We start from the raw sequence: 15817 nt of genomic DNA, 5'->3' as shown, positions 1-15817 counted from the left end.
CCGATCAGGCTTTTTTTCCCCAACCCTGCCACTGTTGCTGGACGTATTTAACCAGCGTACTGCTGCTGATGCTTTCGCCAATCACCGAGAAGAAGCGGGTTGCATAGACCGGTTCAGGCGGCTGTTTCAGCGTGCAGTTCTTCACGCCGCGGAATGGATTACGCGGCTGCGTTGCGGGTGGTTGCGCGCTACCCGGACGAGAAGTATCCACCTGAGGTTCATTGAGCAGATCGCTCGGACGCACCAGCGTAATATCGGCGGGTAAGCCCGACAACATTTGCTGCAAAACGCGAACGGTAGACGGATGCGGATGCCCAATGGCAATCGCCGAACCGTTACGGCGCGCCAGCTGTACCGCGCGGTTGAACTGCACGCGGATATCCGCTTCGTTCTGGGAGTCGTCCAGGAATACTTTGCGCTTGATGACTTTTACACCCGTCCCCTGAGCGGCACGCATCGCCTGGCTGTTGCCGATGGTCATGCTGTCGAGGAAATAGAGATTGTAACGCTCCAGCGCCTGCATCACTTTCAGCATACCGTACAGGCTGGAGGTCATCGCGCTGCCCATATGGTTATTCAGACCCACGGCATACGGCACTTTATTGTACGCATCGCGGATGATGCGATCGATCTCGTCGCTGCTCATGTCCGGGCGCAGGGTATCTTTTTCCAACGGCTGCTTGCTGAGGGGGCCATCGGCAGATGGATGAGGACCTGATGGCCGCCATTGTGCGCTTTGGTCGCCATTTCATGCGCGTGAGGCGCATTAGGCAGGACGGCGACAGAGATGGCTGGCGGCATCGCCAGCACCTGATTTTCATAGTGTGGTCGATAACCGAAGTCATCAATCACAATCGCGAGTTTGCCTGCATAAACCGGTGCAGCCAGCGCCAGTGCGCTGACTACGGAAACAACAATTCGACGAAATTGAAGCAAAACCTATCTTCCCAACCACGGCTGTGGATTGACCGCCTGACCCTGACGACGAATTTCGAAATAGAGTGACGGGCGGCCCTGACCGCCACTGCTGCCCACAAGGGCAATGGGTTGACCCGCGCGCACCTGAGTGCCAACGCTGACCAGCGCGCTCTGGTTGTAGCCGTAAAGACTCATATCGCCTTTACCGTGTTCAACCACCACCACGAGCCCATAACCCTGTAGCCAGTCGGCCAGGATCACGCGGCCATCGGCGATGGCTTTCACTTCGCTACCTTCAGACGCACCGATAACGATCCCCTTCCAACGTAGCTCACCCTGCAACTGTTCGCCATAGCGATGCAGGATCGTACCGCGAACGGGCCAGTAAGCCTGACCACGCGGGGAGCCGAGGCCGCCGGTACGCGACATCAGGGAACGTTCATTTTCAGTCGGTTTGTAGGTGGTGCCTTTCCGGGAGGCTTCCTGCTGCTTATTACGCACCGCCTGAGCTTCACGCGCTTCTTTTTCGGCGCGCGCTTTGGCCGCGGCTTCTGCCCGGGCAATGCTGTTACGCAGTCTGGATTCGTTGGCGCGCATTTCGCTCAGCTGGCTTTGTCCTGCCTGGATAGAGGACTCCAGCCCGGCGAGCGTCTTCTTACGCTCATTGCGCGCCTGCTCAAGCTTCTCCTGCTGCGCCTGCTGATCGTAGAGCAGCGTTTGCTGCTGGCTCTGCTTCTCTTCCAGCTCGGCTTTTTGCGTGGTGACTTCTTCGCGCGTCTGTTTCAGCTGCGCAATGGTCTCCTGACGCGCCTGGTTTAGATAGCCGAAATAGGCCTGTAAACGCTGACCACGCTGGCTCTCTTCACCGCTGAGGATCAGCTGAAGGCCTGTGTGCTCACCCTGACGGAAAGCAGCATCAAGCTGTGCAGCAAGGTTCCGCTCCTGGGCATCGCGCTGACGCTCCAGTTTCGCAATCGACGCGTTCATTTCATCGATTTGCTTATTGAGCTGGGCAAGGGTGTTTTGTGTTTCACGCAGCTTACGCGCGGCGGCGGAAATGGCCTCTTCCTGCTTTTTAAGCTGGGCGAGCAGGGTGGCGCGCTGCTGTTGCTGCTGACGTACCGCACGCTCTTTGGCGGCGATATCGGCCTGAATGGATTTAAGCTGATCGCGGTCATCCGCGTGGGCGGATGCGGCGCACAGCAATACGCCAGCGCTGAGTGCGCTGGCGCAAAGCAGAGGTCTGACTGATAACCGAAGCGGCTTCACGACCCATGTGATTGAAAAAATCGCCTTTCCCCTCATGGGGAGCGATTATTCCACGATGAACAGCGGCTTGCCAGTCATCTCTTCAGGGATTTCCATACCCATCAGCGACAACATGGTTGGCGCGATGTCGGAAAGCTTGCCGCCTTCCACAGCTTTCACTGATTTATCACCTACATAAATCAGTGGAACAGGCAGGTTGGTATGGGCGGTATGCGCCTGACCGGTTGCCGGATCACGCATCTGTTCTGCGTTACCGTGGTCAGCGGTGATCAGCAGCTGGCCGCCCACGGATTCAACCGCTTTTGCGACCTGCTCAACGCAGTGGTCCAGCGCTTCAACAGCTTTAACGGCTGCTTCCATCACGCCGGTGTGGCCCACCATGTCGCCATTCGGATAGTTACAGATGATGGTGTCGTATTTACCGCTTTCGATCGCGGCCACCAGTTTTTCGGTCAGCTCCGCAGAGCTCATTTCTGGCTGGAGATCGTAAGTGGCGACTTTCGGCGAGTTAATCAGGATGCGGTCTTCGCCTTTAAACGGCTCTTCTACGCCGCCGTTAAAGAAGAAGGTCACGTGCGCATACTTCTCCGTTTCGGAGATGCGCAGCTGCGTTTTGTCGTTTTTCGCCATCCACTCGCCGAAGGTATTTTCCAGGGAAGCGGGTGGATACGCGCATGGGGCTTTGATATCCGCTGCATACTCGGTCAACTGGATGAAATCGATCTTCGCCACTTTCTTACGGGCGAAACCGTCGAAATCGCTGTTGACGAAGGCGCGGGTGATTTCGCGCGCGCGGTCAGCACGGAAGTTCATGAAGATCAGCGCATCGCCATCTTCCATGGCGGCATCGGCCTGGCCTTCAGCGCGGATCACGGTTGCCTTCACAAATTCGTCGTTTTCATCACGCGCGTAAGCCGCTTCCAGGCCTTCAACGGCGGTCGGGAACTGGAACTCGCCTTTTGCCAGGGTCAGCAGATCATAGGCTTGCTCAACGCGGTCCCAGCGGTTGTCGCGGTCCATGGCATAGTAACGGCCAATGATGGACGCCACGCGGCCTTTGCCCAGTGCGGCAAATTTATCTTCAAACGCTTCAAGAGAACCTTTTGCGCTGCGTGGCGGCGTATCGCGACCATCCAGGAAAGCGTGCAGATAGATTTTTTCCGCACCGCGCTCAGCGGCCAGTTCTACCATCGCCATGATGTGATCTTCGTGGCTGTGAACGCCGCCCGCAGAGAGCAGACCCATAATGTGAACAGCCTTGCCTGCGGCAACGGCTTTATCAACCGCTCTGGTGAGCGTTGGGTTGGCAAAGAATGTACGTTCTTTGATTTCAACGTCCAGGCGCGTCAGGTCCTGATAAACGATACGGCCCGCACCCAGGTTAACGTGACCCACTTCTGAGTTGCCCATCTGACGATCCGGCAGACCCACTTCCAGGCCAGACGCATCAATCAGGGTGTGGGGACGTTTTGCCCATAGCGCATCCATCACCGGGGTTTTGGCGTTGAAAATGGCGTTATCCTGTTGATCTTCGCGGTAGCCATAGCCATCCAGAATCACCAGTACCATAGGTTTTTTAGAAACCGACATTGCGACAACCTCATGCTCAAGAGACAAAAAATTTGCGTAATTTTACTATAGCTGAATCGATAAAATAGCCGCAGAAGATCAAAGAAAGCGCGGGGGCAATGCTGTTCTCAGGCCATTTTGAGGCTTTTTTTACGTGGCATGCCGCAGAAAATAGATTAGCTTTATGTCGCTGGCTGTATTTGCCACAGCGCACAGGTATACTCCTGTCCTGGTTTTTTTAATCACTTAGTCGGGAGTTGTTACCCCCCATGCAAGAAATTATGCAATTCGTTAGCCGCCACCCGGTTCTGAGCATCGCGTGGATTGGCCTGCTGGTCGCTGTACTGTTCACCACATTTAAGGGACTGACGTCTAAAATTAAGGTGATCACCCGCGGTGAAGCGACACGTCTGATCAACAAAGAGGACGCCGTGGTTGTCGATCTGCGTCAGCGCGACGATTTCCGCAAGGGCCACATCGCAGGTGCTATCAACCTGCTGCCCGCGGAAATTAAAGCGAACAACATTGGTGAGCTGGAGAAGCATAAAGCCCAGCCGATTATTGTTGTTGACGGCACTGGCATGCAGGCGCAGGAATCTGCCAGCGCACTGCATAAAGCAGGCTTTGAAAACGTAACGGTGCTAAAAGAAGGCATCTCCGGCTGGAGCGGGGAGAATCTTCCTTTAGTGCGCGGTAAATAAGGAGTTAAGTGATGGCCAATATTGAGATCTACACCAAAGCAACGTGCCCGTTCTGCCACCGAGCGAAAGCGCTGCTGTCCAGCAAAGGCGTAACGTTCAAGGAACTGCCGATCGATGGTGACGCGATTAAACGCGAAGAGATGATCCAACGCAGTGGTCGCACAACGGTTCCACAGATTTTTATTGATGCGCAGCACATTGGCGGCTGTGATGACTTGTATGCGCTCGACGCTCGTGGCGGACTCGATCCGCTGCTGAGCTAGAGACTTTAGGACAATTAAAAAGGGTTTTTCCATGTCAGAACAAAACAACACCGAGATGACTTTCCAGATCCAGCGCATCTACACCAAGGATGTCTCTTTCGAAGCGCCAAATGCGCCGCACGTTTTCCAGAAAGACTGGCAGCCAGAGGTTAAACTTGATCTGGATACCGCATCCACCCAGCTGGCGGATGATGTGTATGAAGTCGTACTGCGTGTCACCGTGACCGCCTCTCTGGGCGAAGAAACCGCATTCCTGTGCGAAGTTCAGCAGGGCGGTATCTTCTCCATCGGCGGCATCGAAGGCAACCAGATGGCGCATTGCCTGGGTGCATACTGCCCGAACATCCTGTTCCCGTATGCCCGTGAATGCATCACCAGCCTGGTTTCTCGCGGTACATTCCCGCAACTGAACCTTGCGCCAGTAAACTTTGATGCGCTGTTCATGAACTATCTACAGCAGCAGGCTGGCGAAGGTGCCGAACAACATCAGGATGCCTGATGAGCACTGTTAATGCGTCAATGACTGTGATCGGTGCCGGCTCTTACGGCACCGCTCTTGCCATCACGCTGGCAAGAAATGGTCACGACGTGGTCCTGTGGGGCCACGATCCAAAACATATCGCGACGTTGCAACACGACCGCTGCAACGTGGCGTTTCTCCCGGACGTTCCGTTCCCTGACTCCCTGTATCTGGAAAGCGACCTCGCGACCGCGCTGGCGGCCAGCCGCAATATTTTGATTGTGGTGCCAAGCCATGTGTTTGGCGAAGTCCTGCGTCAGATTAAGCCGCTGATGCGTGCGGATGCGCGTATTGTGTGGGCGACGAAGGGGCTGGAAGCGGAAACCGGACGTCTGTTGCAGGACGTTGCCCGCGAAGCGCTGGGAACAGCGATCCCGCTGGCGGTGATCTCCGGGCCGACGTTTGCCAAAGAGCTGGCTGCGGGCTTGCCGACGGCGATTTCGCTGGCGTCCACCGACCAGGCATTTTCCGACGATCTTCAGCAACTGCTGCACTGCGGCAAAAGCTTCCGCGTGTACAGCAACCCCGATTTTATCGGCGTGCAGCTGGGCGGCGCGGTGAAGAACGTCATTGCCATCGGGGCCGGGATGTCTGACGGCATCGGTTTCGGCGCGAATGCGCGTACTGCGCTGATCACCCGTGGCCTGACCGAAATGTCCCGCCTGGGCGAAGCGCTAGGTGCCGATCCGGCCACCTTTATGGGAATGGCAGGGCTGGGCGACCTGGTGCTGACCTGCACCGATAACCAGTCCCGTAACCGCCGCTTTGGCATGATGCTCGGACAGGGCAGCGATGTAAAAAGCGCGCAGGAGAAGATTGGTCAGGTGGTTGAAGGCTATCGCAATACCAAAGAAGTTCGCGAACTGGCGCACCGTTTCGGTGTTGAAATGCCAATAACCGAGGAAATTTATCAGGTATTGTATTGCGGAAAAAATGCGCGCGAGGCAGCATTGACCTTATTAGGTCGTGCGCGCAAGGACGAGCGCAGCAGCAATTAGCCGGGAAGTATCGTCACCTGAATGACCCAGCCAGCGCAGAACTGGCTGGTCATTAACTATCGTCTGGAGCAAGCAATGCCGTGTGAAGAACTGGATATCGTCTGGAATAATATTAAAGCCGAAGCCCGAGCGTTGGCCGACTGTGAGCCCATGCTGGCCAGTTTCTATCACGCGACGCTACTTAAGCACGAAAATCTCGGCAGCGCCCTGAGCTATATGCTCGCCAATAAACTGGCTTCCCCTATCATGCCTGCTATTGCGATTCGCGAGGTGGTGGAAGAGGCCTACGCCGCAGATCCGGAGATGATTGCTTCTGCCGCCTGCGACATCCAGGCTGTGCGCACGCGAGACCCGGCGGTGGATAAATACTCCACGCCGCTGCTGTATCTCAAAGGCTTCCACGCCTTACAGGCGTACCGCATCGGCCACTGGTTATGGAATGAGGGACGCCGCGCGCTGGCCATCTTCCTGCAAAACCAGGTGTCCGTGACCTTCCAGGTCGATATTCACCCAGCGGCGAAAATTGGCCGCGGGATTATGCTCGATCACGCCACCGGCATTGTTGTTGGTGAAACGGCGGTGATCGAAGATGACGTGTCGATCCTGCAATCCGTTACGCTGGGCGGTACCGGTAAAACCAGCGGCGATCGCCATCCGAAAATCCGTGAAGGGGTGATGATTGGCGCGGGCGCTAAAATCCTCGGCAATATTGAAGTCGGACGCGGCGCGAAGATTGGCGCGGGGTCGGTTGTGCTCCAGCCTGTACCGCCGCACACCACCGCCGCTGGCGTCCCGGCGCGCATCGTCGGTAAGCCAGACAGCGATAAGCCGTCAATGGATATGGATCAGCACTTCAACGGTATTCATCACACCTTCGAATACGGCGACGGTATCTGAACGCCGGAACACCTAAATAAAAAAGCCCGGTGAGTCAATGCACCGGGCTTTTGATTAGTTGCGGTATAACACTTTGATAATGTGATAGCCGAATTGTGTGTGCAGTGGGCCAGTTGGCTCCAGCACCGGGCAGGAGAAGACCACTTTATCAAACGCCGGGACCATCTGGCCCTGGCGGAACTCGCCTAAGTCACCACCGCGTTTGCCTGACGGGCAAATCGAGTGTTTCTTCGCCAGTTTGCCGAAGTCGGCGCCGTTTTTAATCTGTTCGAGCAGATCCTGTGCCAGTTTCTCTTCTTTAACAAGGATATGCAGTGCTGCTGCTGTTTTTGCCATGATCGTGCCTTGAGTCGACTAGTTTACGATCGGTATACTACCACGCGTTTTTCCTCCTCTCCCGACTTTCATTGAGTGACCATTTATGCGTTTAAACCCCGGACAACAACAAGCTGTCGAATTCGTCACCGGACCCTGCCTGGTGCTGGCGGGAGCGGGATCCGGTAAAACACGCGTGATCACCAACAAAATCGCCCACTTAATTCGGGGTTGTGGATACCAGGCGCGCCATATCGCGGCGGTCACCTTTACCAACAAAGCGGCGCGTGAGATGAAAGAGCGCGTCGGCCAGACGCTGGGCCGTAAAGAGGCGCGCGGGCTGATGATCTCCACCTTCCACACGCTGGGTCTGGATATTATCAAGCGCGAATACGCGGCGCTGGGCATGAAGTCCAACTTTTCTCTCTTCGATGACACCGACCAGGTGGCGCTGCTTAAAGAGCTGACGGAAGGGCTGATCGAAGATGACAAAGTGCTGTTGCAACAGCTGATCTCGACGATCTCGAACTGGAAAAACGATCTGATGACGCCGGCCCAGGCAGCGGCAAGCGCCAAAGGCGAGCGCGACCGCATCTTTGCCCACTGCTACGGACTGTACGACGCGCATATGAAAGCCTGCAACGTCCTGGATTTCGACGATCTGATCCTGCTGCCGACGCTGCTGCTTCAGCGGAATGAAGAGGTACGCGAGCGCTGGCAGAACAAAATTCGTTACCTGCTGGTGGATGAATACCAGGATACCAACACCAGCCAGTACGAGCTGGTGAAGCTGCTGGTAGGGCAGCGTGCACGCTTTACCGTCGTAGGCGATGACGATCAGTCGATTTACTCATGGCGTGGCGCGCGTCCGCAAAACCTGGTGCTACTGAGCAAAGACTTCCCGGCGTTGCAGGTGATTAAACTGGAGCAGAACTACCGTTCTTCCGGGCGTATCCTGAAGGCGGCGAACATCCTGATTGCCAATAACCCGCACGTCTTTGAGAAGCGCCTGTTCTCCGAACTGGGTTACGGTACCGAGCTGAAAGTGCTCAGCGCCAACAACGAAGAGCACGAAGCGGAGCGCGTAACGGGCGAGCTGATTGCCCATCACTTCGTCAACAAAACTGAATACAAGGATTACGCGATCCTCTATCGCGGAAACCACCAGTCGCGCGTCTTTGAAAAGATGCTGATGCAGAACCGCATTCCCTACAAAATCTCCGGCGGTACGTCGTTCTTTTCGCGTCCGGAAATCAAGGATCTGCTGGCCTATTTGCGCGTGCTGACCAACCCGGATGACGACAGCGCTTTCCTGCGCATCGTGAATACGCCGAAACGCGAGATTGGCTCTGCGACGCTGCAAAAACTGGGTGAATGGGCGATGACCCGCAACAAAAGCCTGTTCACCGCCAGCTTCGATATGGGGCTGAGCCAGACCCTGACCGGGCGCGGCTATGACGCCTTAACCCGCTTTACCCACTGGCTGGGTGAGGTGCAGCGTCTGGCAGAGCGCGAGCCTGTGGCGGCAGTACGCGATCTGATCCACGGTATTGATTACGAATCCTGGTTGTATGAAACCTCTGCCAGCCCGAAAGCAGCCGAGATGCGGATGAAAAACGTTAACCAGCTCTTCAGCTGGATGACCGAAATGCTTGAAGGATCTGAGATTGACGAGCCCATGACCCTGACGCAGGTGGTCACCCGCTTCACGCTGCGCGATATGATGGAGCGCGGCGAAAGCGAAGAAGAGGCCGATCAGGTTCAGCTGATGACGTTACATGCCTCGAAAGGGCTGGAGTTCCCCTATGTCTATCTGGTGGGGATGGAAGAGGGCTTATTGCCGCACCAGAGCAGCATTGATGAAGATAACGTCGACGAAGAGCGCCGTCTGGCCTACGTGGGGATCACACGTGCGCAGAAAGAGCTGACGTTTACGCTGTGCAAAGAGCGCCGCCAGTATGGTGAGCTGGTGCGCCCGGAGCCGAGCCGTTTTCTGCTGGAGTTGCCTCAGGACGATCTTATCTGGGAGCAGGAGCGTAAAGCCATTACCGCTGAAGAGCGTATGCACAAAGGGCAGGCAAACGTGGCAAATATTCGCGCGATGCTGGCAAAAGCCAAAGAGAAGGGATAACTATTTGCAGGCCGGGCAAGGCGAAGCCGCCACCCGGCACGCTTCAAAGGGTCACTTCACATCAAGCGCCCAGTGCACATAGCTCTGCCACTGGTACTCCTGCTCAATCAGTTCCGCCCCAAGCGGATGATCCTCAAGCCAGTTTTCCGGTAGCGTCAGCGTCAGTTTCTCATCGTCTGCCGCCAGCGTAATGGCTGGCAGCAAATCATCACGACGCCGACTGGCAAACAGGATCGCCAGGCGAAGCAGACGACACAGATGCTCCGCCACGCGCGGCGGTACAGCGTTCTGCTGGTGAAGGGAAGAGAGATCGACGGCGTTAGTCTGATTTAGCAGCAGGGTGGCCAGCAGCTTCTTCTGGGCGGGCGTATAGCCCGGTAAATCGAGATTACGCACCAGCCAGGCCGCGTGCAGCGGTGCCTGCTTGTACTCCACGCTGAGACCAATTTCATGTAGCGCACAGGCGCTTAGCAGCAGATCGCGGCTTAACGGTTCAATATCCCAGCTTTTTTTCACCTGATCGGCAAACAGTGACGCCAGTTGACTCACTCTGTGTGCCTGGTCGATATCAACAATAAAGCGGCGCTGAACGTTACGCAGCGTACGGCTACGGATGTCCTGATCGACCGACTGGTGCAGCATTCCGTAGACCAGACCTTCGCGCAGCGCACCGCCTGCCAGGGTCATACACTGGATATTGAGTTCAGTAAAAATGGCGATCAGAATGGCGAGCCCACTGGGGAAAACCAGCGCGCGTTCGAGCGTCAGCCCTTCTATTTCAAGCTCTTCCAGACGACCACACTGGATGGCGCGCTGTTTAAGCTGCTGGAGTTTGGCAAGCGTGATCCGCTCGTCCATTCCCTGTGCCATCATGATTTCCTGCAACGCCTGAACGGTTCCGGACGCGCCGACACACACTTTCCAGCCGTGATAGCGCAGTTCGTCCATGACCGGGCGCAGGACCGCACGCGCCGCGTTTTCCGCCTCGTCAAAATTCTCTTTGGCAAGGTTTCGATCGGTAAAGTAGCGTTCCAGCCAGGTCACACAGCCCATCGACAGGCTGAACAGTGACGTCGCCTGCGCGCCTGTGCCCGTGACCAGTTCAGTACTGGCACCACCGATATCGACCACCAGACGACGATCGTCGCCGCCGGTCGTATGCGCCACACCCTGATAAATCAGACGCGCTTCTTCTTCACCGCTGATGACCTGCACCGGGCAGCCCAGAATTTCCTGTGCTCTGGCAATGAAATCGCCAGCGTTAACCGCCAGACGAAGGGTCGCCGTGGCAACAACGCGAATTTGACTGAGCGGGATATCCTGCAAACGTTCTGCAAACAGACGCAGACACTGCCAGCCACGTTCCATGGCTTCCGGGGAGAGGTGATTATCGCTGCTCAGGCCCGCCGCGAGGCGGACCTTGCGCTTAATGCGCGTCAGCGTTTGTATGCTTCCCGCCACCTCGCGCACAACCAGCATATGAAAACTATTCGAACCGAGATCAATTGCCGCATAAAGCGAGGTGGAGCTGAGCATATTTTTTAACCTGAACGACGACGATTACGCGGTGCACCGCCGGAACGACGCGGACCATTGCCGGAGCGTGGACGGGTAAGGCGCTTAGGTGGCGGCAGCTCGCTCAACAGCGCGTCCGGATTGTATTTGCTCTGTGGAATAGAGTGACCGATGTAGGTCTCAATGGCCGGAAGATTCAGCGCATACTCTTCACACGCAAGGCTGATGGAGTGACCGCTTGCGCCGGCACGACCGGTACGTCCGATACGGTGTACATAGTCTTCACAGTCATCTGGCAGGTCATAGTTAAAGACGTGCGTCACGGCTGGAATGTGCAGGCCACGGGCCGCCACGTCGGTCGCGACCAGAATATCAAGGTCGCCACGAGTAAATTCGTCGAGAATGCGCAGGCGTTTTTTCTGCGCCACGTCGCCGGTCAGCAGGCCCACACGGTGCCCATCTGCCGCCAGGTGACCCCAGATATCTTCACAGCGGTGTTTGGTGTTCGCGAAGATAATCGCGCGATCCGGCCACTCTTCTTCGATCAGGGTTTGCAGCAGGCGCATTTTCTCTTCATTAGAAGGATAGAAGAGCTCTTCTTTAATGCGGTGCCCGGTTTTCTGCTCCGGTTCTACTTCCACATATTCCGCATTGTTCATCTGCTCGAATGCGAGTTCACGTACGCGGTATGACAGGGTAGCGGAGAACAGCATGTTCAGACGCTGGTTTGCCGCAGGCATACGGCGGAACAGCCAGCGGATGTCTTTAATGAAGCCCAGATCGTACATGCGGTCTGCTTCATCCAGCACCACGACCTGGATTGCGCCGAGGTTGATATGGTTCTGTTTGGCGTAGTCGATAAGACGGCCGGTGGTCCCAATCAGGATATCGACGCCGCTTTCCAGCACTTTCAGCTGTTTATCGTAGCCGTCGCCGCCATAGGCCAGGCCAAGTTTCAGGCCGGTGGCTTGCGCCAGGGGCTCAGCGTCTGCGTGGATCTGTACCGCCAGTTCTCGCGTCGGGGCCATAATTAGCGCGCGCGGCTGGTTAACTTTGCGGTCTGCAATCGCCGGGTGAGAAAGTAAATAATGAAACGTTGACGTTAAAAACGCCATCGTTTTGCCAGTACCGGTTTGCGCCTGCCCTGCAACGTCGCGACCGGCCAGCGTCAGCGGCAGGGCGAGAGCCTGAATGGGCGTGCAGTTATGAAACCCTTTAGTTTCAAGGGCTTCGATAACCTTTGGGTGCAGGGCGAAGTCGGAAAACTTCTGTTCTGTTAAATGTGTTTTGCTCATAGTGTGGTAGAATATCAGCTTACTATTGCTTTACGAAAGCGTATCCGGTGAAATAAAGTCAACCTTTAGTTGGTTAATGCGACATCAACACGTCGTTGGTGGAGACAAAACCAACGTACCAGGCTTATTCCTGTGGAGTTATATATGAGCGATAAAATTATTCACCTGACTGACGACAGTTTTGACACGGACGTACTTAAAGCTGACGGGCTGATCCTCGTTGATTTCTGGGCTGAATGGTGTGGTCCTTGCAAAATGATCGCTCCGATTCTGGATGAAATCGCTGACGAATATCAGGGCAAACTGACCGTTGCCAAGCTGAACATCGACCAGAACCCGGGCACCGCGCCAAAATACGGTATCCGTGGCATCCCGACCCTGCTGCTGTTCAAGAACGGTGACGTGGCGGCGACCAAAGTGGGCGCACTGTCCAAAGGTCAACTGAAAGAGTTCCTGGACGCTAACCTGGCGTAAGGTTTCTCAGCTGAGCGTCCAGAGCGCCTAATTAACGGCGAGATCTGGACGCCCGGCTTTAGTCGTGCTAAGTTAGCTATGACTACGTTTTAAACATATCTTGTTGTTTGAATCTTGTTTTACCCGATACTTCCCGTTGTTAACTTAAACAGTGCGTGAAGTTGCTAGATTCCGGGCTTGTCACTCAATCCGTCTTGTCGTTTCAGTTCTGCGTTCTTTCCCTGTGACCAGACAGCGAACAGACATGAGGTGATGGCCGCTAAACAGGCATGGATGACCCTGCCATACCATTCACAACATTAAGTTCGAGAATCACCCCGAGTTTAAGAACCCACACCATTATGAATCTTACCGAATTAAAGAATACGCCGGTTTCTGAGCTGATCACTCTCGGCGAAAATATGGGACTGGAAAACCAGGCTCGTATGCGCAAGCAGGACATCATTTTCGCCATCCTGAAGCAGCACGCTAAGAGTGGCGAAGATATCTTTGGCGACGGTGTGCTGGAGATACTGCAAGACGGATTTGGTTTCCTCCGCTCCGCAGACAGCTCCTACCTCGCCGGCCCTGACGACATCTACGTATCCCCTAGCCAAATCCGCCGTTTCAACCTCCGCACTGGTGACACCATTTCAGGTAAGATTCGTCCTCCAAAAGAGGGTGAACGCTACTTTGCGCTGTTGAAGGTTAACGAAGTTAACTACGACAAACCGGAAAACTCCCGCAATAAGATCCTGTTCGAGAACTTAACGCCGCTGCACGCTAACTCTCGTCTGCGCATGGAGCGTGGTAACGGGTCTACTGAAGACTTAACTGCGCGTGTGCTGGATCTGGCATCGCCAATTGGTCGTGGCCAGCGTGGTCTGATTGTGGCGCCGCCAAAAGCCGGTAAAACCATGCTGCTGCAAAACATCGCGCAGAGCATTGCTTACAACCATCCAGACTGTGTGCTGATGGTGCTGCTGATTGACGAACGTCCGGAAGAAGTGACCGAGATGCAGCGTCTGGTGAAAGGGGAAGTGGTTGCGTCTACCTTCGACGAGCCTGCTTCTCGCCACGTTCAGGTTGCGGAAATGGTTATCGAGAAGGCGAAACGCCTGGTTGAGCACAAGAAAGACGTGATCATCCTGCTCGACTCCATCACCCGTCTGGCGCGTGCCTACAACACCGTGGTGCCAGCTTCCGGTAAAGTACTGACCGGTGGTGTGGATGCCAACGCCCTGCATCGTCCGAAGCGTTTCTTCGGTGCGGCGCGTAACGTGGAAGAGGGCGGTAGCCTGACCATTATCGCGACGGCGCTGATCGATACCGGCTCCAAAATGGACGAAGTTATCTACGAAGAGTTTAAAGGTACAGGCAACATGGAACTGCACCTTTCTCGTAAAATCGCAGAAAAACGCGTCTTCCCGGCGATCGACTATAACCGTTCCGGTACCCGTAAAGAAGAGCTGCTTACCACTCAGGAAGAGCTTCAGAAAATGTGGATCCTGCGCAAAATCATCCATCCAATGGGCGAAATCGACGCAATGGAATTCCTCATTAACAAACTGGCGATGACCAAAACGAACGACGATTTCTTCGACATGATGAAACGCTCGTAACGCAAATAATCCCAGTAAACGCCACGTTTTTACGTGGCGTTTTTTATTTATGGACTATACGCTATTACCACACACTCCCAATTTTGACCGGTCGGTGCGAGAATGAGATAATTCGCACAGTAAAAATATTAATAGCTTGAATAATAAACAAATGGGTCGCAAGAGGTATGCTTTATGCCTTCTGGCTTGATGCCATCATGGTTATACTTCTTTGACTAACATATGTTGAGAACATCCATTGTGAACCTATTCGATACGTTTGCTGAACTAACCAGTATTTTTTTGTTTACTACTTGCTTTCTTTTTTTCGCGCGCAAGGTGGCAAAGTATCTGGGGTTAGTGGATAAACCCAATTTTCGTAAACGGCATCAGGGTATGATCCCCTTGGTGGGTGGTATCTCCGTTTTTGCAGGTGTCTGTTTCACTTTTGCTATCGCTGATTACTATATCCCTCATGCAAGGTTATACCTCAGCTGCGCGGCGGTTCTGGTTATTGTGGGGGCACTGGATGATCGTTACGATATCAGTGTAAAAATTCGAGCTCTCGTACAGGCTGCTGTTGGTATTGCCATGATGGTGGCAGCAAAACTTCACTTGAGCAGCCTTGGTTACATTTTTGGTTCCTGGGAGATGGTGCTCGGACCATTTGGTTACTTCCTCACACTCTTTGCCGTATGGGTTTCAATCAATGCCTTTAATATGGTCGATGGGATAGATGGTTTATTGGGCGGATTATCTTGTGTCTCATTTGCTGCTATTGGCATTATCCTATGGTTTGATAGTCAATACAGCCTGGCAATGTGGTGTTTCGCCATGATTGCGGCCATTCTACCCTACATCCTGTTAAATCTTGGGGCGCTGGGCCGTCGCTATAAAGTCTTTATGGGCGACGCGGGTAGCACATTGATTGGTTTCACTATTATCTGGATCTTGTTGGAAACTACGCAGGGTAAGACTCACCCTATCAGCCCGGTAACGGCTCTCTGGATTATCGCCATCCCGCTGATGGACATGGTCGCTATTATGTACCGCCGTCTGCGTAAAGGGATGAGCCCGTTTTCTGCCGATAGGCAACATATTCATCACCTGATTATGCGCGCTGGCTTCACGTCTCGTCAGGCATTTGTGCTGATTACGCTTGCGGCTGCTATTCTGGCTGCGATTGGCGTAGCCGCGGAATACGCACATTTCATTCCTGAATGGGTAATGTTGGTATTATTCTTGCTAGCATTTTTCATGTACGGTTACTGCATCAAGCGTGCATGGAAAGTCGCGCGTTTTATTAAACGTTTAAAACGCAGGATGCGTCGGAACAGTGGCAAAAACACAACATTAACTAAGTAAAACCGGG

General features: G+C 54.5%; 14 protein-coding genes and 1 pseudogene. 9 read left to right on the top strand and 6 right to left on the bottom strand.

What is annotated here, in order from left to right:
- Nucleotides 1-4: 4 nt before the first annotated feature.
- The 3 genes and pseudogenes from SK62_RS20280 to gpmM form a co-directional block, all read right to left on the bottom strand.
- A pseudogene (locus SK62_RS20280) lies at nucleotides 5-936 on the bottom strand (divergent polysaccharide deacetylase family protein).
- Nucleotides 937-939: 3 nt separating this feature from the next.
- Entirely contained in the window at nucleotides 940-2199 is a 1260-nt protein-coding gene (gene envC, locus SK62_RS20275) for a murein hydrolase activator EnvC (RefSeq protein ID WP_026094345.1), read from the bottom strand.
- Nucleotides 2200-2232: 33 nt separating this feature from the next.
- Nucleotides 2233-3777 (bottom strand): 2,3-bisphosphoglycerate-independent phosphoglycerate mutase, encoded by a 1545-nt coding sequence (gpmM, locus tag SK62_RS20270; RefSeq protein WP_039269339.1) that lies wholly within the window; start codon nucleotides 3775-3777, stop codon nucleotides 2233-2235.
- 248 nt (nucleotides 3778-4025) lie between these two features.
- On the opposite strand from gpmM, the gene SK62_RS20265 reads away from it, so the two are divergent.
- The 5 genes from SK62_RS20265 (at nucleotide 4026) to cysE (ending at nucleotide 7135) form a co-directional block, all read left to right on the top strand.
- Nucleotides 4026-4457: a rhodanese-like domain-containing protein gene (locus SK62_RS20265; RefSeq protein WP_017383604.1), complete on the top strand. Its 432-nt coding sequence runs from the start codon at nucleotides 4026-4028 to the stop codon at nucleotides 4455-4457.
- An 11-nt stretch (nucleotides 4458-4468) separates the two neighbouring features.
- Nucleotides 4469-4720 carry a glutaredoxin 3 gene (grxC, locus tag SK62_RS20260; protein WP_003860837.1) on the top strand — a complete coding sequence of 84 codons (252 nt, stop codon included), beginning with the start codon at nucleotides 4469-4471 and terminating at the stop codon, nucleotides 4718-4720.
- A 31-nt stretch (nucleotides 4721-4751) separates the two neighbouring features.
- A complete protein-coding gene (gene secB, locus SK62_RS20255; protein WP_003860835.1) occupies nucleotides 4752-5219 on the top strand; it encodes a protein-export chaperone SecB in 468 nt (155 codons plus the stop codon).
- The gene (gpsA, locus tag SK62_RS20250) at nucleotides 5219-6238 is read left to right on the top strand and encodes an NAD(P)H-dependent glycerol-3-phosphate dehydrogenase (protein ID WP_006812398.1); all 1020 of its coding nucleotides are present in this window, start codon (nucleotides 5219-5221) and stop codon (nucleotides 6236-6238) included. The genes secB and gpsA overlap by 1 nt, the downstream gene beginning before the upstream one ends.
- Nucleotides 6239-6313: 75 nt before the next feature.
- Nucleotides 6314-7135 carry a serine O-acetyltransferase gene (gene cysE, locus SK62_RS20245; protein WP_022646641.1) on the top strand — a complete coding sequence of 274 codons (822 nt, stop codon included), beginning with the start codon at nucleotides 6314-6316 and terminating at the stop codon, nucleotides 7133-7135.
- Nucleotides 7136-7189: 54 nt separating this feature from the next.
- On the opposite strand, the gene ppiC is transcribed toward cysE, so the two are convergent.
- On the bottom strand, nucleotides 7190-7471 hold the full coding sequence (gene ppiC / locus SK62_RS20240; protein WP_006812396.1) for a peptidylprolyl isomerase PpiC: 282 nt from the start codon (nucleotides 7469-7471) through the stop codon (nucleotides 7190-7192).
- A gap of 85 nt (nucleotides 7472-7556) precedes the next feature.
- Between ppiC and rep the strand changes: the two genes are divergently transcribed.
- Nucleotides 7557-9581, top strand: coding sequence for a DNA helicase Rep (rep, locus tag SK62_RS20235; protein WP_022646642.1), 2025 nt, complete (start codon nucleotides 7557-7559; stop codon nucleotides 9579-9581).
- A gap of 51 nt (nucleotides 9582-9632) precedes the next feature.
- Here rep and gppA read toward each other — a convergent pair whose 3' ends face one another.
- Both gppA and rhlB read right to left on the bottom strand, forming a co-directional pair.
- The gene (gene gppA, locus SK62_RS20230) at nucleotides 9633-11117 is read right to left on the bottom strand and encodes a guanosine-5'-triphosphate,3'-diphosphate diphosphatase (RefSeq protein WP_017383602.1); all 1485 of its coding nucleotides are present in this window, start codon (nucleotides 11115-11117) and stop codon (nucleotides 9633-9635) included.
- Nucleotides 11118-11122: 5 nt separating this feature from the next.
- Entirely contained in the window at nucleotides 11123-12391 is a 1269-nt protein-coding gene (gene rhlB / locus SK62_RS20225) for an ATP-dependent RNA helicase RhlB (RefSeq protein WP_006812393.1), read from the bottom strand.
- A gap of 144 nt (nucleotides 12392-12535) precedes the next feature.
- Between rhlB and trxA the strand changes: the two genes are divergently transcribed.
- The 3 genes from trxA (at nucleotide 12536) to wecA (ending at nucleotide 15810) form a co-directional block, all read left to right on the top strand.
- Nucleotides 12536-12865: a thioredoxin TrxA gene (gene trxA, locus SK62_RS20220; protein ID WP_006812392.1), complete on the top strand. Its 330-nt coding sequence runs from the start codon at nucleotides 12536-12538 to the stop codon at nucleotides 12863-12865.
- A gap of 341 nt (nucleotides 12866-13206) precedes the next feature.
- On the top strand, nucleotides 13207-14466 hold the full coding sequence (rho, locus tag SK62_RS20215; protein WP_001054528.1) for a transcription termination factor Rho: 1260 nt from the start codon (nucleotides 13207-13209) through the stop codon (nucleotides 14464-14466).
- Between the two features lie 240 nt (nucleotides 14467-14706).
- Nucleotides 14707-15810 carry a UDP-N-acetylglucosamine--undecaprenyl-phosphate N-acetylglucosaminephosphotransferase gene (wecA, locus tag SK62_RS20210; protein ID WP_023295723.1) on the top strand — a complete coding sequence of 368 codons (1104 nt, stop codon included), beginning with the start codon at nucleotides 14707-14709 and terminating at the stop codon, nucleotides 15808-15810.
- Nucleotides 15811-15817 lie beyond the last annotated feature (7 nt).

The sequence above is a fragment of the Enterobacter sp. BIDMC109 genome (assembly GCF_001037885.1).
GTDB lineage: Bacteria > Pseudomonadota > Gammaproteobacteria > Enterobacterales > Enterobacteriaceae > Enterobacter > Enterobacter hormaechei_C.
This window is presented reverse-complemented; position numbering and strand designations above follow the sequence as displayed.

Coding starts and splice junctions, on each gene's coding strand:
- gpmM (WP_039269339.1), bottom strand. CDS start 3,777: ATGTCGGTTTCTAAAAAACCTATGGTACTGGTGATTCTGGATGGCTAT.
- SK62_RS20265 (WP_017383604.1), top strand. CDS start 4,026: ATGCAAGAAATTATGCAATTCGTTAGCCGCCACCCGGTTCTGAGCATC.
- grxC (WP_003860837.1), top strand. CDS start 4,469: ATGGCCAATATTGAGATCTACACCAAAGCAACGTGCCCGTTCTGCCAC.
- secB (WP_003860835.1), top strand. CDS start 4,752: ATGTCAGAACAAAACAACACCGAGATGACTTTCCAGATCCAGCGCATC.
- gpsA (WP_006812398.1), top strand. CDS start 5,219: ATGAGCACTGTTAATGCGTCAATGACTGTGATCGGTGCCGGCTCTTAC.
- cysE (WP_022646641.1), top strand. CDS start 6,314: ATGCCGTGTGAAGAACTGGATATCGTCTGGAATAATATTAAAGCCGAA.
- ppiC (WP_006812396.1), bottom strand. CDS start 7,471: ATGGCAAAAACAGCAGCAGCACTGCATATCCTTGTTAAAGAAGAGAAA.
- rep (WP_022646642.1), top strand. CDS start 7,557: ATGCGTTTAAACCCCGGACAACAACAAGCTGTCGAATTCGTCACCGGA.
- gppA (WP_017383602.1), bottom strand. CDS start 11,117: ATGCTCAGCTCCACCTCGCTTTATGCGGCAATTGATCTCGGTTCGAAT.
- rhlB (WP_006812393.1), bottom strand. CDS start 12,391: ATGAGCAAAACACATTTAACAGAACAGAAGTTTTCCGACTTCGCCCTG.
- trxA (WP_006812392.1), top strand. CDS start 12,536: ATGAGCGATAAAATTATTCACCTGACTGACGACAGTTTTGACACGGAC.
- rho (WP_001054528.1), top strand. CDS start 13,207: ATGAATCTTACCGAATTAAAGAATACGCCGGTTTCTGAGCTGATCACT.